The sequence below is a fragment of the Nonomuraea sp. NPDC048882 genome (genome assembly GCF_040649755.1).
Classification (GTDB): domain Bacteria; phylum Actinomycetota; class Actinomycetes; order Streptosporangiales; family Streptosporangiaceae; genus Nonomuraea; species Nonomuraea maheshkhaliensis.
In genome coordinates, this window is record NZ_JBEZGB010000001.1 from 12,978 (window position 1) to 31,675 (window position 18,698).

At 68.6% G+C, this 18,698-nt stretch carries 18 protein-coding genes; 8 read left to right on the top strand and 10 right to left on the bottom strand.

All coding sequences use genetic code 11. From position 1 onward, the window contains the following. From AB0C27_RS00075 to AB0C27_RS00100, 6 genes are read right to left on the bottom strand one after another with little or no spacing between them, the layout of a single operon-like run. Complete coding sequence (locus AB0C27_RS00075) at nt 1–927, bottom strand: acetylxylan esterase (protein ID WP_357835293.1); 927 nt, start codon at nt 925–927, stop codon at nt 1–3. 18 nt (nt 928–945) lie between these two features. After that, nucleotides 946–2,037: an ABC transporter ATP-binding protein gene (locus AB0C27_RS00080; RefSeq protein ID WP_357835296.1), complete on the bottom strand. Its 1,092-nt coding sequence runs from the start codon at nt 2,035–2,037 to the stop codon at nt 946–948. Nucleotides 2,038–2,040: 3 nt separating this feature from the next. After that, the gene (locus AB0C27_RS00085) at nt 2,041–2,934 is read right to left on the bottom strand and encodes a carbohydrate ABC transporter permease (RefSeq protein WP_346106721.1); all 894 of its coding nucleotides are present in this window, start codon (nt 2,932–2,934) and stop codon (nt 2,041–2,043) included. After that, nucleotides 2,931–3,836 carry a sugar ABC transporter permease gene (locus AB0C27_RS00090; RefSeq protein ID WP_357835300.1) on the bottom strand — a complete coding sequence of 302 codons (906 nt, stop codon included), beginning with the start codon at nt 3,834–3,836 and terminating at the stop codon, nt 2,931–2,933. Before AB0C27_RS00090 ends, AB0C27_RS00085 begins: the two co-directional genes overlap by 4 nt. 2 nt (nt 3,837–3,838) lie before the next feature. Further along, on the bottom strand, nt 3,839–5,176 hold the full coding sequence (locus AB0C27_RS00095) for an extracellular solute-binding protein (protein WP_357835303.1): 1,338 nt from the start codon (nt 5,174–5,176) through the stop codon (nt 3,839–3,841). Nucleotides 5,177–5,186: 10 nt separating this feature from the next. Beyond that, nucleotides 5,187–6,491: a hypothetical protein gene (locus tag AB0C27_RS00100; protein WP_346106716.1), complete on the bottom strand. Its 1,305-nt coding sequence runs from the start codon at nt 6,489–6,491 to the stop codon at nt 5,187–5,189. A 258-nt stretch (nt 6,492–6,749) separates the two neighbouring features. Between AB0C27_RS00100 and AB0C27_RS00105 the strand changes: the two genes are divergently transcribed. Next, a complete protein-coding gene (locus tag AB0C27_RS00105) occupies nt 6,750–7,712 on the top strand; it encodes a peptidoglycan DD-metalloendopeptidase family protein (RefSeq protein WP_357835306.1) in 963 nt (320 codons plus the stop codon). Nucleotides 7,713–7,869: 157 nt separating this feature from the next. Next, on the top strand, nt 7,870–10,263 hold the full coding sequence (locus AB0C27_RS00110; RefSeq protein ID WP_357835309.1) for an NACHT domain-containing protein: 2,394 nt from the start codon (nt 7,870–7,872) through the stop codon (nt 10,261–10,263). Nucleotides 10,264–10,305: 42 nt separating this feature from the next. Here AB0C27_RS00110 and AB0C27_RS00115 read toward each other — a convergent pair whose 3' ends face one another. Next, nucleotides 10,306–11,124 carry an aminoglycoside phosphotransferase family protein gene (locus AB0C27_RS00115; RefSeq protein WP_357835312.1) on the bottom strand — a complete coding sequence of 273 codons (819 nt, stop codon included), beginning with the start codon at nt 11,122–11,124 and terminating at the stop codon, nt 10,306–10,308. A gap of 32 nt (nt 11,125–11,156) precedes the next feature. Next, the gene (locus AB0C27_RS00120; RefSeq protein WP_357835315.1) at nt 11,157–11,897 is read right to left on the bottom strand and encodes a DJ-1/PfpI family protein; all 741 of its coding nucleotides are present in this window, start codon (nt 11,895–11,897) and stop codon (nt 11,157–11,159) included. A gap of 72 nt (nt 11,898–11,969) precedes the next feature. Here AB0C27_RS00120 and AB0C27_RS00125 point away from each other — a divergent pair, with 72 nt between their 5' ends. The 3 genes from AB0C27_RS00125 to AB0C27_RS00135 all read left to right on the top strand — a co-directional run bounded on the left by AB0C27_RS00125 (nt 11,970) and on the right by AB0C27_RS00135 (nt 15,959). Next, the gene (locus AB0C27_RS00125) at nt 11,970–12,938 is read left to right on the top strand and encodes a helix-turn-helix domain-containing protein (protein WP_357835318.1); all 969 of its coding nucleotides are present in this window, start codon (nt 11,970–11,972) and stop codon (nt 12,936–12,938) included. 406 nt (nt 12,939–13,344) lie between these two features. Then, entirely contained in the window at nt 13,345–14,454 is a 1,110-nt protein-coding gene (locus tag AB0C27_RS00130) for a hypothetical protein (protein ID WP_357835321.1), read from the top strand. A 107-nt stretch (nt 14,455–14,561) separates the two neighbouring features. Next, nucleotides 14,562–15,959: a hypothetical protein gene (locus AB0C27_RS00135; protein ID WP_357835324.1), complete on the top strand. Its 1,398-nt coding sequence runs from the start codon at nt 14,562–14,564 to the stop codon at nt 15,957–15,959. 205 nt (nt 15,960–16,164) lie between these two features. Here AB0C27_RS00135 and AB0C27_RS00140 read toward each other — a convergent pair whose 3' ends face one another. Both AB0C27_RS00140 and AB0C27_RS00145 read right to left on the bottom strand, forming a co-directional pair. Then, entirely contained in the window at nt 16,165–16,542 is a 378-nt protein-coding gene (locus AB0C27_RS00140) for a hypothetical protein (protein ID WP_357835327.1), read from the bottom strand. Beyond that, nucleotides 16,539–16,781 carry a hypothetical protein gene (locus tag AB0C27_RS00145; protein ID WP_357835330.1) on the bottom strand — a complete coding sequence of 81 codons (243 nt, stop codon included), beginning with the start codon at nt 16,779–16,781 and terminating at the stop codon, nt 16,539–16,541. Before AB0C27_RS00145 ends, AB0C27_RS00140 begins: the two co-directional genes overlap by 4 nt. A 224-nt stretch (nt 16,782–17,005) precedes the next feature. Between AB0C27_RS00145 and AB0C27_RS00150 the strand changes: the two genes are divergently transcribed. The 3 genes from AB0C27_RS00150 (at nt 17,006) to AB0C27_RS00160 (ending at nt 18,694) form a co-directional block, all read left to right on the top strand. Further along, nucleotides 17,006–17,254, top strand: coding sequence for a type II toxin-antitoxin system CcdA family antitoxin (locus tag AB0C27_RS00150; protein ID WP_357835333.1), 249 nt, complete (start codon nt 17,006–17,008; stop codon nt 17,252–17,254). After that, a complete protein-coding gene (locus AB0C27_RS00155) occupies nt 17,251–17,652 on the top strand; it encodes a DNA-binding protein (RefSeq protein WP_357835335.1) in 402 nt (133 codons plus the stop codon). Before AB0C27_RS00150 ends, AB0C27_RS00155 begins: the two co-directional genes overlap by 4 nt. 205 nt (nt 17,653–17,857) lie before the next feature. Next, entirely contained in the window at nt 17,858–18,694 is an 837-nt protein-coding gene (locus AB0C27_RS00160; protein WP_357835338.1) for an SAM-dependent methyltransferase, read from the top strand. Nucleotides 18,695–18,698 lie beyond the last annotated feature (4 nt).

Sequence of the window (18,698 nt, forward strand, 5' to 3'; positions counted from 1 at the left end):
TCACCGTCCCGGGGTGAGGTGTGCGGCAAGGAAGTCCTCCACGATGCGCATCACGCCGGGCAGCCCGGCGTGATGCGCGCAGTGCGGGTAGGCGTGCAGGGTGGTCTCGCAGGTCAGCGCCCGGCGCAGCGCGAACCCGGTCTCCGGCGGGCACACGTCGTCCTCCATCCCGACGTAGAGCAGCGTCGGCGCCTGGACCTTGGGCGCGAAGTTGAGCCCGTCGTAGTACGCGACCGTCTCCCGCACCCGGCCGGCGTCCTCCGGGTGCAGCCGCAGGTACTCGTTGATCTCCTCGTACGGGTACGACCGGGTCAGCGTCGTCGCGGCCATGATCCCGCACAGGTACGGCGCCCCCGCCGCGACACACCGGATCACGTCCGGCATGAGCGCGGCCGTCGAGATCCCGAGGCCGCCGCCCTGGCTCGACCCCTGCAGCCCGATCCGCGAGCCGTCGACCTCGGGGCGTTCCAGCAGCACCTCGACCGCCCGCACCACGTCGAGGTAGAACCCGCGGTACCCGTAGGTCTGGGGGTCGGCGATGTTGTGCGTGAGCAGGCCCGGATAACCCGGGTTGAACAGGTCGTTCGAGCGCAGTTTCCCGCGCGGCGCCACCGCGAGCGCCGCGTACCCCAGCTCGGACCACTCCTTCGGGATCGTCGGCTCGGAGATGTAGCCGGGGATCGTGACCAGTGCCGGATACGGGCCGGAAGATCCGCGCGGCACGGTGTACCAGCCGGCCACCCGCAGCCCGCCGTAACTGGTGTACCGCAGGTCGTAGACGGTCACCTTGTCCGTGGACAACGCGGGCAGCTCGGTGAGGACGGGGTCCAGCGGGTACGACGCGCAGTCCGCCAGCCCGGCCGCCCAGAAGTCGTCGAAGTCGTCCGGCAGCTCGACCTCGACGACCGCGTTCTCAGGGTCTCTCAAAGTGGTCCTTTCCATCAGTCAAACGCGCTGCGGCGCATGCAGCGCGGTGCCGTCGGAAGCCTTGAACAGGTGCAGGCGCTCCTGGTTGAAGCCGACGTACACCGTGCTGTCATGACCCAGCCGGAACGGCACCGGCACCCGGGCCTTCAGCAGCTCGCCACCGATCCGGACGGTGACGAGAACGTCCGGGCCGAGCGGCTCGGACACGAACACCTTCCCGGGCTGGTACCCCTCGACCGGCGTCGGCGACAGCGTCACGTCCTCCGGCCGCACGCCCAGGACGACGGCCGGGTCGTCCGGCGCGGCCTCGTACGGTCCCAGCTCCTGGGTCAGCGCGCCGCTGCGGAAGACCCGGACGCCCTCGACGTCGGCCAGCTCACCGGTGACGAAGTTCATCGGCGGCGAGCCCATGAACGAGGCCACGAACCGGTTGGCGGGGCGTTCGTAGATGTCCCCCGGCGTCGCGCACTGCTGGACCACGCCGTCGCGCATCACCGCGATCCGGTCCGACATCGTCATCGCCTCGACCTGGTCGTGGGTGACGTAGATGAACGTGCGGGCGACGTCCACGTGCAGCCGCTTGATCTCCGCCCGCATCAGCACGCGCAGCTGCGCGTCCAGGTTGGACAGCGGCTCGTCGAGCAGGTACGCCCCGGCGTCCCGCACGATCGCGCGGCCGAGCGCGACCCGCTGCCGCTGCCCGCCCGACAGCTCGCGCGGCTTGCGGTCCAGCAGGTCCTCGATGTCCAGCGTCCTGGCCGCCTGCAGCACCTGCTCGTCGATCGTCGCCTTGGGCACCCGCATCATCTTCAGCGCGAACCCGATGTTCTGCCGCACCGTCTTGTGCGGGTAGAGCGCGTAGCTCTGGAACACCATCGCGACGTCGCGCTTGTTGGCCGGCAGCCAGCTCACCGGCTTGCCGTCGAAGAAGACGTTCCCCTTCGTGGGCCGTTCCAGGCCGCAGATCATCCGCAGGGTCGTCGACTTGCCGCAGCCGGACGGGCCGACCAAGGTAAGGAACTCCTGGTCCTCGATGGTCAGATTCAGGTCGTCCACCACGGTCTTGCCGCCGAACGCCTTGGTGATGCCTTCGAGTCGTACCTCTGCCATCTGTCAGCCCTTCACGGATCCGGCGGCCATGCCCTGGACCAGCTTGCGCTGGAAGAGCAGGGCCAGCACCAGGGGTGGGACGACCGCGAGCACGCCGGCCGCGGCCATCACGGTGAACTGGGTGTTGAAGTCGGTGGCGAAGTTCGCCGCCACAACCGGGATCGTCTTCGCCGCCTCGGTGCTGGTCAGGAACAACGCGAACATGAACTCGTTCCAGGCGGTCATGAACGCGAACACGGCGGCCGCGACCAGCCCAGGCGCCGCGACCGGCAGGAACACCGACCACATGGTGCGGAACCAGCCGCACCGGTCCACCCTGGCCGCCTCCTCCAGCTCGCGCGGCACCGAGCGGAAGAAGTCCTTCAGGATCCAGATCGTGATCGGCAGCGCGAACGTCGTGTACGACAGGATCAGCGCCAGATAGGTGTCCAGCAGCCCGAACGTCCGCATCAGCAGGTAGAACGGGATGATGATCGCGATGCCCGGCACCATCCTGGTGAGCAGGTAGAGCACCAGCAGCACCTGGCTGCCGCGGAACTTCAGCCGCGAGAACGAGTACGCCGCGAACGTGGCCAGCACCAGGTTCAGCACCGCCGTCGAGGTGGCCACGATCAGGCTGTTGCGCAGCGAGTACGGCGTCTCGTCGATCGCCCGGCCGCCGACGAGCTGCTGCGCCTCGTTCGGATTGACGAAGCCGAGATAGTTCTCCAGCGTCGCGGGATTCGGGATCCAGTGCGGCGGGACGGAGATCGCGTCCACCTCGCGCATGAAGCTCATCGCGACGATCCAGTAGAACGGCAGCACCAGGTACAGCCCGAACGCGACCGCCAGCACGTACAGGACGATCTTCTTCCAGGGGATGCGGTACCGCAGGGGGACCTTGACCACGGTGCTCATACCTCGAAGTTCCCCTTCCGGTAGAGCAGGCCGATGTAACCGATCGAGATCAGCAGGGTGATCGCGGTGATGACCCAGGCGTAGGCGCTGCCCAGGCCGAAGTCGGTGAAGGTGAGCACGGTCTGCACGTCGAGCAGGGCGATGGTGGTGGTCGCGTCGCCGGGGCCGCCGCCGGTCAGCACGTAGATGGTGTCGAAGGCGCGGAACGCGTTCATCGTCTCCAGGATCAGCACGATGAGCAGGGGGTGCAGCAGCCACGGCAGGGTCACGTGGACGAAGCGCCGCAGCCCGCCCGCGCGGTCGACGGTGGCGGCGTCGTACAGCTCCGCGGGGATGGTCGACAGCCCGGCGAGCAGGATGATGACCGAGAACGGGAGCGTGTTCCACACCTGGGCCAGCGCGGTGAACAGGAACGCGCCGGTCCCGGAGGTCAGCCAGGCGTGATAACTGTCGATCAGCCCGAGCTGGGTCAGCAGGCCGTTCAGCGCGCCGGTCTTGGCGTCGAAGATGGTCCGCCACATCAGGCCGTTCACCACGCCGGGCATCGCCCACGGCAGCAGCGCCAGGCTGAGCAGCAGGCCGCGGCCGCGGAACCGCTCGTTCAGCACCAGCGCGAGGATGAGCGCGAGGACCACGGTCATCCCGAGCACGAGGAGCACGAACAGGGCCGACACCTTGAGCGCGGACAGGAACGCCTGGTCGCTGAGCAGGCCCGTGTAGTTGTCGAGGCCGACGAACTTGGTCGCCCGCGGGCGCTTGAGATTGTGCCGCTGCAGGCTGACCCAGAACGAGTACGCGATGGGGTAGGCGATCAGCAGCGAGATGACGATGATGGCCGGCGCGTTCAGGGCCCACGCCTTGGCGTTGTCGCCCAGAGGCCGGCGTTCGGCGAGTGCGGCCATCCTCAGTTGTACTTCTTCTTCAGCGTCTCGACGGTCTGCGCCAGGCCCGCCACCGCCGCGGCCGGCTGCACCTGGTTGCTGAGCACGCCCTGCACGACCTTGTGCATCTCGATCTCGAACTCGGTGTACCAGGGCACGCCGAGCACGTTGCGCGGGGTGGCGATCTCGCCGAGGTGGGCGTAGACCTTCGGGTCGGCGAACTTCTCCAGCGCCGCGGTGACCTCCGGGTCGGTCGCCATCGACTTGTAAGCGAACCCGAGGCCGCGCTGCAGGAACCAGAACTTCGCGGTGTACGGCTGCTTGTTCGCGTCCAGCCCGCCCAGGTAGGTGAGCAGCTTGAACGCGTTGTCCTTGACCTCGGTGTCCTTGGCCAGCGCGTAGAGCCGGGTGTTGCTGACCGTCCCGTGTTCCTTTCCGTCGAGGCTCGGCACGAGCGCCAGCCGGATCTTGCCCGCGGCCTTGGACTTGGCGGCGTCGTTGTAGTCGCGGCTGGCGTAGCGGGCGCCGATCGTGTACGCGTACCGGTTGGCCTTCATCGCGTTGTCGACCGGGATCGCGAGCAGTTGCAGGCAGGCCGGGTCGATCACCTTCGACTTGGTCGCCGCCTGCTGCAGCCAGGCGAAGACGTCCTTCACCACGGTGTCGGTGGTGTTCATGATCGGCGCCTGCCGCTCGTCGAACATGTTGCCGCCGCTGCCGAAGATCAGCGCCCACACCCAGGCCCACCAGGTGTCGGACAGCTGCGCCGGCACGCCGATGGGGTATTCGAGCAGGCCCGCCTCCTTGATCTTGACGGCCTGCGCCTCCAGCTCCTCCAGGCTGGCCGGAGGCTTCTTGATGCCGGCCTTCTCCAGGATCTCGGTGTTGTAGAGCAGGCAGTTGGAGTCGGTGTAGTACGGCAGGCCGTAACGCTTGCCCTGGTACGTCATCGCGGCCGCGTTGCCCGGGTAGATGGCGTCGTACACCTCGTCCACGCCGGGCAGGCCGTCGAGCGGCTGCAGGTAGTCGCCGTCGACCCAGGCCGCCAGGGAGTCGTCGTAAACATAGAGGGCGTCGGGGCCGCCGCCCGCGGTGAATTCGGCCACTACCTTCTGCACGTACTGCGCGCTGGTGATGGGGGTGTAGTCGACCTTGATGTTGGTGGTCTTGGTGAAGTTGTCCAGGTTCTGCTGGACGAGGGCGGCCTCGTAGTCCCAGCCCTCGAACTTCACGGTGCCGTCGCCCGACCCGCCCGAGCCGCCTGAGCCGCCGCCGGAGCAGGCGGCCAGCAGGGGCGATACGGCGGGCAGGGCCAGCCCGAGTCCTGCGTACTTCAGGATCTGGCGGCGGTTGAGCTCCATGGTTGTCCCTTCAACGCGATGAGCGCAGTAACGCTTGGGCGATGCGTAGCCGGTACAGACGCGTCGGCCGTCCCTTGGGGTGGTGCTGGGCGGTGCCTTCGACGCTCACCAGGCCGCCGGCGTCGAGGGTGCGGATCAGCCGCCGGCCGCTCTGATCCGTGATGCCGAGATGCCCGGCGAGCTCGCCGGGGGAGATCGCGCGGCCTTCCAGTTCGTGGTCCAGCGCCGCCAGGCGGGAGACGGTGGCGGCGCTGAGGCCGACGGACTTCGCCAGCCGTTCGACGTGGTCGCCGTGCTCGCGGTAGGAGTAACTGAGCGCGGCCCGGACCGGGCCCATCGGCCCGATGATCACCCCGCTGTCCTCGATCAGGTAGCCGCACGGCTCGCTCTCCCGCTCCGCGCGGGCGGCGGCCTGCTCGGCCAGGGCCACGCAGTTGCGGGCGGACGCGCCGACGCCGAACCCGGCCGAGACCTGCGCGCCGAGCGCCGCGGCCGCCTCGGCCAGTGCGGGCACGGCCACCCAGTTGCGGGTGATGCGCTCGAACAGGGCCTTGTGGGCGAAGACGACGACGCCGCGCCGGCCGCGGTCCTCGATCCAGGCGCCGGCGAACTCGGGGGTGTTGAGCAGCAGATTCATCAGGCCGATCCGGGCCCGTTCCTCGTCCTGCGAGTGCGAGATGAGGAAGACTCCGGCGGCGAAGCGTTGTGCGCTCGCGCGCTCGGACTCGATCCTGAGCGCGAGCTCGTGCAGCTCGGTCCTGATCGTGGCCGGCACCGGCATGCCACTCATGATCGGCAGCTCGCCGGACAGCAGCTCGCGGGCGGCGGCGCGGACGCTGATCACGTAGCCGCGGCCGCCGAAACGGCGGTGGGCGGAGCGGTGGAACTCGACGATGTCCTCCACGGATTGCGTGGGGGCGTACGGCAGGAATTCGATGGCGCCGGTGTCGAGTTCGAGCGCGGTGGCGACCGCCTCGACCGCCTCGGCGGGAAAGGTGTCGATGCTGACCGGGGTCCGGCCCCAGCCGCGTTCCTGGGCGCGGTAGAGCGCGAGGGTCAGGTCGAGCGCCGACGAACGGATCACGCCGACGGGAAGGCCGGGCGGGAGCAGCTCGCGGCTGGCCGTGTACGGGACCGGGCCCGCCAGGAAGCCGTCCAGCCGGGTGGTGCTGAGGAACTCGGCGACCTTGGCGTGGATCTCGTCCTCGTGGTCGTAACTGACCCATTCCAGGTCGACTCCACCGAGTGTGTTCGCGGCTTCCCGGAACAACTCACCGTGCAGCGAGTGGGTCACCACTCCGATCACAATGGCCACGACACCCCTTTACGAACCATGTTCGTAAATGACTCGTAAATCCGATGCTGACAAACTTCCCCCTCCCGGGGGCCCAGGTCAAGAGCGCGGCCGAAGAAATTCGCCGGTAACAAACCGGGAGGTCCAGGAAAACGGCGCCACCGAACCGGCTTATCGGGCCATCCAGTCCGATTTATGTAGATATCTTTCATTGGCGCTCGCGTCTTGGTTAGATACTTTCGTCCGTGCTTCCCCTCGACCCCCAGGAGGGATCAGCTCGTGAACGTCATCACTCGCTTATCGGCCGCCGTCGTGGCGGCCTGTCTGGCCCTGCTCGGCACGACGGCCCCCGTTTCTGCCGCGACCACCACGGTCGACAACGCCACCGCCGGCCGGTTCACCGCCGGCCCCGACTGGGGCACCTCGGCCTGGTCGGCGCAGCGGTACGAGGCGGACTACCGCTTCGCGAACCCCAACACCACCGCGAGCGACGCCGCCTGGTTCAAGGCCGCCATCGCGGCGGCCGGACCCCACCTGGTCGAGGTCTGGTATCCAGCCGATCCCGGCTACAACAGCGCCACCCCGTTCCTGGTGGCGAGCGCCGACGGCACCCGCAGCGTGGTCGTCGACCAGCGCGCCAACGGGGGCCGCTGGGTCAGCCTGGGCACATTCACCCTGGCCGCGGGCGACTACAACGTGGTCGGCGTCAGCCGCTGGACCAGCCAGCCGGGCTACGTCGTCGCCGACGCCGTCCGGATCACCTCGTCCACCGGATCGCCCGCCTTCTCGCTGCCCCTTCCGCGCACCGCGCTGCCGCGCGGTGAGTACGACGACCCGCACCACGACTATCCCGCGATCGACCTGCCGGTCGGCACCGGCACCCCGGCCTACGCGGTGCGCCCCGGCACGGTGACGATCATCGACGACAGCCTGTGCGGGCGCGGCATCAACCTGACCGGGAACGACGGCGCCATCTACACCTACTGTCACTTCTCGTCGTGGTCGGTCGCCAACGGCGCGTCGGTCGGCACCGGGCAGCAGATCGGGCTGACCGGCAACACCGGCAACTCGACAGGCCCGCACCTGCACTTCGGCATCCGCACCGGCAGCACCCGCCGGTGCCCGCAGAACTTCCTGCTCGCCCTGTACGACGGCGTCAACCCGCCGGCGGCGAGCAGCCTGCCCACCTCGGGCTGCTCCTACGTCAGCCGGTCGGCCGAGCCGGTCATCCCGCTCGGCTGAGGCCGGGGCTCGGCCCTGGGCTCTTCGCCCGCCGGCGTCGTACGGCGCCGGCGGGTCCGATCCGCCCCCCGCCGGTTGCGCTTTCCGCGCCGGTCGAAGGTCGCGTACAGGAAGATCTGCCTCCTGGAGATGACGCGAAGTTGCCATGATATGACGTGTGGCGAAGAGCGATGGGCCGCAGCGGCGCAGGCGCCTGGGCGCGCTGGCGCTGACCGTGCTCCTGTTGGGCGTCGGGTTCGGCCTGGCCGCCATCCTGCAGCGGCAGGGACTCCAGACCGCGGCGAACTGGGCCCAGCTCGCCTCGATCGTGTTCGCCGCCGCGCCGTCACTCCCGCTGATCATCCGGGCCTGGCGACCGCCCGGCGTCCACGAGCAGGCGGTGTGCTCGCGCGAGCAGCTCGACCAGGCCCAGCAGATCCTCGCCCGGCTGGTGCTGAAACAGTGGCGTGAGGAGATCGGCATCCGCCGGCTCGACGACCCCGCTCCGCTCGCGGTGCGCTGGCGCCTCACCGAACTGCCCGTCATGGACCATCCCGGTCACCTCGTCCGGCCCATGACCCTGCAGTCGCTGCTCGCCCGGGGCCGGCCGCGCTTCACCGGGCGTACCGACCGCATCTCCGACCTGGCCGCCGCCTTCCGCGGCCTCACCCGCCGGCGGCTGGTCATCGCCGGTGATCCCGGCATGGGCAAGACCACCCTGGCGGTCCTGCTGCTGCGTCAGCTCCTGCAACATCCGCTGCCGGGCGAGCCCGTTCCCGTCATGGTCCCGCTGACGGGATGGGATCCCGCGACCGAGCGCTTCCGCGACTGGCTGGCCCGCGGCCTCGCGAAGACCTACCCTGCGCTGTGCTCCCCCGCCCTGGGCCCCGACCTGCCCCTGGCCCTGGTCACCGAACGCCGCGTCCTGCCCATCCTCGACGGCCTCGACGAACTCCCGGAACCCTTACGCCCGCAGGTCCTCAGCGCGCTGAACGACACGTTCATGGACCCCCTCATCCTCACCTGCCGCATGACCGAGTACCGCGCGGCGGTGCACTCCCCCGGCGGTGACGTCCTCACCGCCGCGGCCGTCATCGAACCCCGGCCGCTTCGTCCGGCCGACGCCGCCGCGTACCTCACCCGAGTGCTGCCGCCGCGGCCCGCGGGCGCCTGGCCCGCCCTGCTCGACGTCCTCGCCCGGGACACGACCGCGCCGCTCACCCGGGCCCTGGCCACGCCGCTGACCCTGTGGCTGGTGCGGCGCGTCTACGTCGACACCGGTACGGATCCCGCGCCGCTCCTGTCGCCCGGCCGCTTCACCACCCCTGGCGAGATCACCGACCACCTCTTCGACCACCTCGTCCAGGCCGTCATCACCACGAACCGGCCGCAGCACCTCGCCGACGCCCAGCCGCACCACCCCTTCCGGCCGCACCGGAGCTGGGCGCCCGAGGACGCCCGGCGCTGGCTGTCCTTCCTCGCCGACCACCTCGACACCGGTGACACGACCGACCTCGCCTGGTGGCGGGTGCACCAGACGCTGCCTCGCCGGACGCTCAGGCTCCTCATCGCGATCACCGGCGGGCTCACGTACGGGTTCGCCTTCGGGCTCGTGTTCGGGTCGGAGGGCGGGGCCGCGTACGGGATCACGTTCGGGGTCGCGGGCGGGCTCACGGTCGCGCTGCTGCACTGGCCGGCGACGTCCACCCCCACCGGGCCGAATGCCGAGCCCGCCTATGCGGACCTGCGGTTGCGGGGCCGGATCCGCTCGCTGATCGGCCATCTCGCCGCGCGGCTCGCCTTCGGCCTCGTCTTCGGGCTCATGGGCGGGCTGGTGGGCGGGCTGGTGGGCTGGCTCGCGGGCGGACTCGTCCCCGGCTCGGCGGGCGGACGAGGCCTTTCGGGTGGGCTCGTCCCCGGCCTCACGGGTGGGCTCGTCGTCGCGCTCGCGGGCGGGCTCGCCTTCGGACTGTCGGAATGGGCGAAGAACTCCCAGGCCAGCGAGACCGCGCAGACCCCGCCCGACTCCCTGCACCGCGACCTGCGCACAGCGCTGCTCAACGCGCTCGCGTTCGGGCTCACCGGCGGGCTGGCGGGCGGGCTCGTCGTCGGCGTCACCTCGGGGCCCGCGGTCGGCCTGGCCGTCGGGCTGGCGTTCGGGCTCACCGTGGGGCTCTCGTTCGGCCGTACGGTCTGGCTCGTGTCCGGCCTCGCGGGCGCGTGCGCCGGCGGGCTCGCCGGGGGACTCACCTCGAAGCTCTCGGTGGGCCTCGCGGTCGGGCTGATGTCGGGGCTCGCCAGCGGCCTCGCCGGTGGCCTGGCGAGCTCCAGCGTCATCTATCTCATCACCCTGACCTGTCTGTCCGTCCGCCGCAGAACGCCGGTGCGGCTGATGGCGTTCTTGCAGGACGCCCACCGGCTCGGGCTGCTCCGGCAGACCGGGGCCGTGTATCAGTTCCGGCACATCGACCTGCAGAAACGCCTCGCCACCCTGAACACGTCGCCGCCGAAACGTCATGCCGTACGAGAGCCGTACGCGACCGATCGAGCCGCGGACGACACGACTAACTGATCACCCCAAACCAGAACCGACCCCGACACTCCTCCTCCGACCTCACAACCGGGACCTCAGCACATCCACCTCACAACCCGGTGCGAACGGGTCGAAACCATGCTCGACCAGCCAGCGAATCGCCAGCAGGCTCCGCATCGACCACCACCCGCGAATCACGTCGAGATCGTCGTCGCCGCCATAGCCGGCCACGAGGTCACCGAGGTGCCTCTCATGCCCAAGCGTCAGAATGGCCAGGTCGAACAGGCCATCGCCCCGGCCCGCCTCGGACCAGTCGATGATGCCCGTGACCTCGTCGTCGCCGTCGACGAACACGTGCGAGATCTGCAGGTCGCCGTGCGTGAACACCGGAGTCCACGGCCGGAGCGCGGCCTCGGCGACCTGCCGGTTGCGGGTGACCAGGTCGGCGGGCAGGACGCCGTTCGTCACGAGCCACCCGCACTCCTCGTCGAGCTCCGCCGCCAGCTCCTCGACACTCCGGCCGGCCCGGCCGAGCCGGGGCGGCAACGGCGCGTCATGCAGCTTCCGGACGGCGGCGCCCGCCGCGGCCCACGCCGCCGGGGACGCGGGCTCCGGCTGCCCGAGGCGACCGAGCGCCGTCCCCGGGACCGCGGCGATGGCCAGTACGGGCGGCCGGTGCCACAGGACCTCCGGGGTCGGGACCGGCGCCAGGGCCATCGCCTCGACCTCGGCCTCGATACGCGCCCGATCGGCGTCGACCTTCAGGAACACGTCGCCGACGCGCAGGGTCGCCCGCTCGGAATGCGCGACGATCACTTCGACCTCATCCATGGCCGACCAGTATTCCCGGGGACGATCGCCGACGTCACCGGGTTTTTCGCAGGTGGCGCCCAGCCACAACGCCCCGGATTCAGCACACTCGCGCACACCGCTCAGCGGCTTCGGTAGACCAGGCCGCGGCGTTCGTACTCCAGGACCATTTCCACGTTCATCGACATCTCGGGCCCGTAGGTGCGTTCGACGAACCACAGGGCCAGCTCCAGCCCGCTGGTGATGCCGGCCGAGGTGAGCAGGTCGCCGTCGTCGACCACCCGCGGTCCCGGCGTGCTGGGGCCCGGCGCGTTGATGACCTTCCCGCCCTGCTCGGCCAGTTGCTCCTTGGCGCCGTGGTGCGTGGTGCACGGGCGGCCACGGACCAGCCCGGCGGCGCCGAGCAGCAGCGCGCCGGTGCACACCGACGCCATGATCAGTCCCGGCCGGCGGGCGGCCCGCAGCGCGGCGGGGATCGTTCCCCGCCGGATCTCCGCCGCGACGCCGGGCTTGTCGGGGTCCCTGCCGGTCCCGCCGCCGGGCACCAGGATCAGGTCGGCCGCGTCGGGGGCCCAGGCGCCGTCCGCCTTGATCTCGGTGCCGTGGCTGGCCCGTACGCTGCGCGGCCCGTCCACGGCGACCAGGGTGATCTCGATCGGCGCGCCGAATCGGCCCGCGATGCCCAGGGACTGCAGGGGCGCCGCGAAGTCCAGTTCCTCGACGCCGTCGAAGAGCACGATGTGCACGCGTCGCCTTCCACCGGGCGCCGTCCGTCCGGCCGCCTGTGCGGACGCGTCGTCGGACAGGGCGATGGCTCCGGCCGCCGCCGCGGCGGTCGCCTGAATGAGGTGTCTGCGTTTCATGATCGGAAGTGTCGGCCCACGGCGACGCCCCGGACCAGCGGCGGCCGTGCCGATCTCCGCTACATTCTGGTCATGCTGCACAGCGTGGCCGTCCTCGCCTTCGACGGGGTGGTGGCCTTCGATCTGGTGGTGCCGTGTCAGGTCTTCTCCGCGGCCAGGCCGGGTGGAGAACCCCGGTACGAGATCAAGGTGTGTGGTCAGCAGGAGGTCAACGCCCACGCCGTGCAGGCATCCTGTTTCCGGATAAGCTGCGATTTTCCCCTCGAAAGCGCCCTCGATGCCGACAGCATCGTGATCCCCGGCCTCTCCCCGCCCACCCAGCCGCCACCGCCACCGGTGCTGGACCTGCTGCGCGACGCGGCCGCCCGGGGCGTCCGCATCGCCTCCATCTGCACGGGCGCGTTCGTCCTCGGCGCCGCCGGCCTGCTGGACGGCCGCCGGGTCACCACCCACTGGAGTTTCGCGGACCAGCTCGCGCGGGCTTTCCCCCTTGCGACGGTCGACCCGTCCGTCCTGTACGTCGACAGCGGCCAGGTGCTGACCTCCGCGGGCGTCGCGGCGGGCCTCGACCTGTGCCTGCACATGATCCGCGCCGACCACGGCGCCGCCGTCGCGGCCGAGGCCGCCCGCGCCGTGGTCATGGCACCCCATCGGCAGGGCGGCCAGGCCCAGTTCATCCACCACCCCGCCCCCGAGCCCGACGGCGCCGCGCTCCAGCCGCTGCTCCAGTGGATGCAGCACAACCTGCACCACCCGCTGACCCTGGCCGACCTGGCCGGCCGGGCCCGGGTGAGCGTCCGCACCCTCAACCGCCAGTTCCGCGCCCAGACCGGCACGACCCCGCTGCAGTGGCTGCTGGCGGCGCGCCTGGACCGCGCCCGGGAGATCCTGGAAACCTCAGACGCTCCGATCGACCGCGTCGCCGACCTGACCGGCTTCGGCTCCCCGGTCACTCTGCGCCGCCACTTCACCGAACGCCTCGGCGTAAGCCCCAGCGCCTACCGCGCCGCACACCGGCAACAGCACCACCCACTCCACTGAGCCCCCGCACTCCATGCGCCATCACCGCTCGCGGCAGCTCCGCAGCAGAAAGGCCCGCTCCGCGTATCACCCCGCTCGGCCGGTCATGCCGTCCCGTGAGTGGCCAAGCCCATGTGGTCGAGTTTGCCTACCTCGACCACTCGCGGACGTGAAATACGGCCTTAGTCAGGACAATGGCGGAAAATGACCGAATTGCCGACTAAGCAGACCCCTCCCGCAAGCCGACTCCACGACCCCAACCCGAAGGAATTATGCCGCGTCTCTGAGCAAAACCGCTGATCAGGCACCGGCAACAACGTCAAAAAGGCTCCACCTGAGCGGCGAATCCAGCATCCTGGGCACAACCAGAAACTGGCCCGAGCAGAGTTCTCCCTCTCCGGTTCCCCCTTTCTTTGAAGAGGTCTCCGTGACTCGGTATGCCATCGACCGTGCCCACAACACGCTCCTCGCCCAGTGGAGCACCGGCATCGGCGACACCGCCATCGTCGTGGCGAGGCTCACCCACGACCAGCTGCACCGCAACACCTGCCGGCTCGCCGCCGAGCTCACCCGCCTGTCGCACATCTGCTGGCGCTCCTACACCCACCCCCCGAGCGCCGCCGACCGGCACGGCCCCAACAGCCTCGGCTGGCACCGCCAGCAAGAACGCGACGCGTTCGACAAGATCCTCCCCGCCCTCACCGAGTCCAGCAACAAACTCCTCAACACCAAGGTCGAACAGAGCGCCCACGCCGTCGCCCGTACCCTGCGCACGCTCGACAGCTCCCAGCTCACCACCCACATCACCACCGACGTCGCCGCCGAACTGGCCGCCATCGAACGGGCCGAACGCGGCGACCTGTCCGAACGCGCCCAGCAGGCCACGGCCCTCAGCCGCGAAGACGCCTCACCCCTGCAAATCTCCCAAGCCGACCGCCTCCTCCGCGACAGCCCTTTCGGCAGCCACGACCTCTTCACCCAAGTGGACCCCACAGCAGCCGCCATCGCCGCCGCCCACTGGTATTACGCCGCCGTCACCATCACCGCCCAGCGCACCGGCATCCACCCCGTCCACATCGTCGCCAGCGCCGAACAACACGACAAACCTCTCACCCTCGAAAGCCTCACCGACATCACCACCGCCATGGACGCCGGCATGCGAGCCCGCCACGTCGTCATGCCCCTCATCCGCAACGCCCTCCACGTCGCCGACGGCCACCTCCATGGCATCCAGGAAATCGAGCAACGCCTCACCGCCGCCCACGAAATCATCTCCAGAGCCCACGCCGACCACCCAGAAATCGACATCACCCCCGACACCATCTACCTCCCCCTCACCTCCCTCGACCCCACCCGCCCCGCCCCCGACCTCCTCGACGCCCTCCTCCACGGCATCCACATCTGCTGGAACCTCTACTACCACCACCACACCAGCCCCACCCTCGAGCATCCTCGAACACCACACCAACAACTACGCCAAGAATTCCTCACCGCCACCCGCCACGAAACATCCGCCAGAAGCGAACGACTGCTCTAGCAGCCCATTCGCCGAAAACCGCCGCATGACAGAGATCAACCCGGTGACCGACGAGTTGATCCCCCAGGCCGCTCATTTCCTCGGCATGACCAAAAGAGATCAACCCGGTGACCGACGAGTTGATCCCCCAGGCCGCTCATTTCCTCGGCATGACCAAAAAGGCCCTCGTGTCCGAAGCCGTCAGAGATCACCTGGAGCAGCGCCGTGAGGAGATCCGCAAAGGCATGATCGAGTCGATGAGGGTACTGGACGGCTCGCTCAGTTCAAGTGTCGCCGCACTCACCGGACTGTCACGCGAGAAGATCGAAGAACTCGGCGGCGTCGGCGAGTGGGAGGACCGATCTCACGACTCGCTGCAGGGTGCCGGCATGGTCAGCATCCTCAGCCAGCTGCGCGACGGGCACAACGCCCGGCATGAAGGCCGTCCGTTCCCCGCGTCCGTGGTGCTGTGCGGGGTGCGCGACATGCCCGACTACAGGGTCACCTCCGGAGGCAACCCCGATTGGTCGGATCCGGCCAGCCCGTTCACCGTCATCACCAAGTCGCTGCGCCAGAATGATTTCACCGCCGATCAGATCGCCGAACTGTACGACCAGCACACCCAAGCAACCGGCCAGGAATTCACCAAAGACGCGGTCGACCGAGTCCACGAGCTGACCCAAGGACAACCCTGGCTGGTCAACGCCCTCGCCTACGAAATCACCTTCAAGATGCGAGTGACCGACACCATCACCGTCGAGTCGGTGGACGTTGCCAAGGAACGGCTGATCCGAGCTCGCAGCACCCACCTCGACTCCCTGGCGGCCCGGCTGCAGGACCCCCGAGTCATGCGGGTCATCGAACCGATCGTGGCCGGCATGTCGCCGGACACGGACATGTCCTTCGACCACGCCGTCTCCTACGTCCACGATCTGGGCCTCATCCGAGACACCCGAACCCTGGACATCGCCAACCCCATCTACCGGGAGGTCCTGCTCCGGGTAGTGGGCGATCGCACGGAGCGGTTCATACGCGCCGACCCGCGCAGTTTCGTCCCGCCCGACGGCCGGTTCGACCTGACGCGCGTACTTGAAGAGTTCGTCGTGTTCTGGCGCGAACACGACGAAGTCCTCATCCAGCAAGAGGGCTACCACGAAGCCGCCTGCCAGATCATCCTCATGGCCTTCATGCACCGCCTCGTCAACGGCGGCGGCCAACTCGACCGCGAATACGCCGCCGGCAGCAAACGCCTCCACATGCTGATCCGCTGGTTCTACCCCGGCCCCAACGGCGAACGGCTCGTACAACGCCAGGCCATGGAACTCAAAGTCTGGCGACCGGGCGAGAACGACCCGACCCCCGAGGGCCTCACCCAACTCGACAACTACCTCGACCGCCTCACCCTCGACACCGGCGTACCGGTGATGTTCAACCGACGCTCCAAAGCCCCGCCCTGGGCCGAACGAGGCGCCTTCGAGCAGGCCACCACACCGTCCGGCCGCCAGGTCACCGTCCTGCGCGTGTGATGGTGTCCGATCTTCAATGGAAACTGGCCCTGTCGGCTTGGACGATGTGCTGATTTCCCGCCCGCAGGATTGGATCACGCCGTCGCAAGCGTCTGCATGAAAGGGGCGACCGGCACAGAAGGGATCCGATGCCCGAGGGCTTGTCCAGTCGATCTGAACGAGACGATTTCGAGCAGGCGACCACGTCGGCCGGTCGCCACGTTGATCAGGCGCTCACCTTCAATTGATGGACTCGCTGCTTGGACAAACCCATGACACGTGCCGTGTCCGGTTCCGACCAATGGCTCGTGAGTACTTTCGCGGCTTTTACGGCGAGTTCCGCGGCACGCTGAGTGTGAGCTTCCGCCAGTTTCCTTTCACGGCTGTATTCCGCCACCACCCCTGCGATCCCCTCGGGAAGATCGAAGACGAACTCCACGCCGGGGGTTTCCGCAGGCCAGGCCCAGGCATGGATCTCCGCCAAATCGCGCTCCAGTTGGGACAAGGAGCTTGCCACACCGACTCCTTCGACCTCGCCTGTCGGGCAGCGCGCCACCCACCGCTTGTTCTCGAAGGTGACGACATACGTGATCATCTTGCTCATCGGCTCATCCTTTCTACGACCGCCTCCAGACGCTTGAGGGCTTCGCGAAAGAGCTCCGGGTCGCGATCCGGGTCGGCAGGGATCATGACAGGTACCGAGATGATGCCGTCCTTGATCACACGCAGCGCACACATGTCGCCCTTGAGGTGGTACAGCCAGTCGGCCGTGGCACCTGCGGCCGCCACGATCGTGGCTACCTCAGCAAGTTGACGCATGTGTGGAGGAAGGACCTCGGCCATAATGAGAAGCATATCTCATTAGGAGCTGTCCTCCTAGTCCAGTAGGAGGATCAGGAGGTAGATGTTCTGATCACGCCTACGCACGAGCACGGCATCTCTTCCGCGACCCGCTGATATCTGACCTGGATCAGGACCAGCGAATCCGACGACGCCTTCGACGGCCTGGTCCAGCGTTGCGGTGGAGATCCGCAACATCACGCATACCGCAGTATGATTATTACTGCATGGCGGACACGACGCGCATCACGGTAACCCTGCCGAATGACCAGGTCGCCGAGCTCAGAAAGCTCACCGATAACATCTCCGGCTACGTCGCCGAGGCAGTGGCACGCCAGCTGCGGCACCAGCTTCTCGGAGCCGAGCTGATGCGCTACCAAGAGGAGCATGGCGAGTTCACCGACGAGGAACTCATCGAGGCCCACACTCGAATCTTCGGCGAGGCGGACCCTGGTGGTTCGGTGGGCGCGGCGTGATCGACCATGTCGAAACCGTCGTTCTCGATTCCCAAGGGCTTTCCGCCTTTATTGCGCAAGACCGAAAGGTCATTGCGATGTTCCATGTCTTCCACACCATGGGCGCCGATCTGGTGATCGGCGCCAACACCATCGTGGAGGTCACCCACACGCGAGTGAACATGCCTCGGCTGCGGTGGGTGCTCTCCCGCGTCAAGGTCGAACCGGTCACCGAACGTACGGCGAAGGCGTCCGCGGATCTGCTCAGGACGGCCGGTTTGCACGGTCACGAACACGCGGTCGACGCGACAGTCGCCGAAATGGCGCTCCGGCAGCCCGGTCCCGTCGCCATGCTCACCTCGGACATCGATGACATGGCTCGACTGTGCGGCCGTCATGTCAGGCTCATCGGCGTCTGAAAGGGCGACTCGCTGTCCTGCCCGACGAGACGAGCGGCCGGACGACATACCGGGGCCCTTCGACGCGCACGACGGAGCTTCTCCATGTCAAGTCGCGAATAGGGAGAGATCGGCCGGAGCGCTCCTTTCGTACGGGAAGATCAGGTAACGGTCTGGCCTGTGGGCCGACTTGATAGAACGGGCTTATTTCGCGGTAAATCGTGACATGACAGGAATGGAGCAGCTCGTGGCCGATCCCTCCCCTTCCGATGCCTTCGATCGGATCGACACCACCCGCCCCAGCCAGGCCAGGGCGTGGAACTACTGGCTGGGTGGCAAGGACTACTACCCGGTCGACAAAGAGCTCGCCGACATGCTGGAGCAGACCTATCCCGGGATGCAGGAGATCGCGCTGCACACGCGGGCCTTCCTGCGGCGTACCGTGCGTCATCTGGCCGAGCGGGAGGGCATCCGGCAGTTCCTGGACATCGGGACCGGTCTGCCCACCGTGGACAACACGCACGAGGTGGCGCAGCGGGTCGATCCTGCCAGCCGGATCGTCTACGTCGACAACGACCCGGTCGTGCTGGTGCACGCCCGCGCGCTGCTGACCAGCCATCCGGACGGGGCCTGCGACTACCTGGACGCCGACGTACGCGATCCCGACGACATCCTGGGCCGGGCGGCGCGCACGCTGGACTTCGCCGAGCCGATCGCGGTGCTGATGCTCGGCGTCATGGGCACCGTGCGGGACGACGACGAGGCCTGCGCGCTCATCGGCCGCTACCTGAACGCCGTGCCGGCCGGCAGTTTCCTGGTCGTCGAGGACGGCACCAACGTGGTCAAGCCGCAGGCGGCCGCGCAGGCCGAGCAGTTGCGCGACGAGGGCCAGGTCTACTCGTACGAACTGCGCACGCCGGAACGCATCGCCCGTTTCTTCGACGGCCTGGAGCTGCTCGAACCGGGCGTCGTGTCGGTGTCGCGCTGGCGTTACGAGGGCGAGGCCATCGACGGTGTGCCGGACGAGGTGGACGCCTTCGGCGGCGTGGCGCGAAAGAGCTGACCCT

Coding starts and splice junctions, on each gene's coding strand:
- AB0C27_RS00145 (WP_357835330.1), bottom strand. CDS start 16,781: ATGGCCGAGGTCCTTCCTCCACACATGCGTCAACTTGCTGAGGTAGCC.
- AB0C27_RS00125 (WP_357835318.1), top strand. CDS start 11,970: ATGCTGCACAGCGTGGCCGTCCTCGCCTTCGACGGGGTGGTGGCCTTC.
- AB0C27_RS00160 (WP_357835338.1), top strand. CDS start 17,858: ATGACAGGAATGGAGCAGCTCGTGGCCGATCCCTCCCCTTCCGATGCC.
- AB0C27_RS00150 (WP_357835333.1), top strand. CDS start 17,006: ATGGCGGACACGACGCGCATCACGGTAACCCTGCCGAATGACCAGGTC.
- AB0C27_RS00120 (WP_357835315.1), bottom strand. CDS start 11,897: ATGAAACGCAGACACCTCATTCAGGCGACCGCCGCGGCGGCGGCCGGA.
- AB0C27_RS00095 (WP_357835303.1), bottom strand. CDS start 5,176: ATGGAGCTCAACCGCCGCCAGATCCTGAAGTACGCAGGACTCGGGCTG.
- AB0C27_RS00090 (WP_357835300.1), bottom strand. CDS start 3,836: ATGGCCGCACTCGCCGAACGCCGGCCTCTGGGCGACAACGCCAAGGCG.
- AB0C27_RS00085 (WP_346106721.1), bottom strand. CDS start 2,934: ATGAGCACCGTGGTCAAGGTCCCCCTGCGGTACCGCATCCCCTGGAAG.
- AB0C27_RS00140 (WP_357835327.1), bottom strand. CDS start 16,542: ATGAGCAAGATGATCACGTATGTCGTCACCTTCGAGAACAAGCGGTGG.
- AB0C27_RS00080 (WP_357835296.1), bottom strand. CDS start 2,037: ATGGCAGAGGTACGACTCGAAGGCATCACCAAGGCGTTCGGCGGCAAG.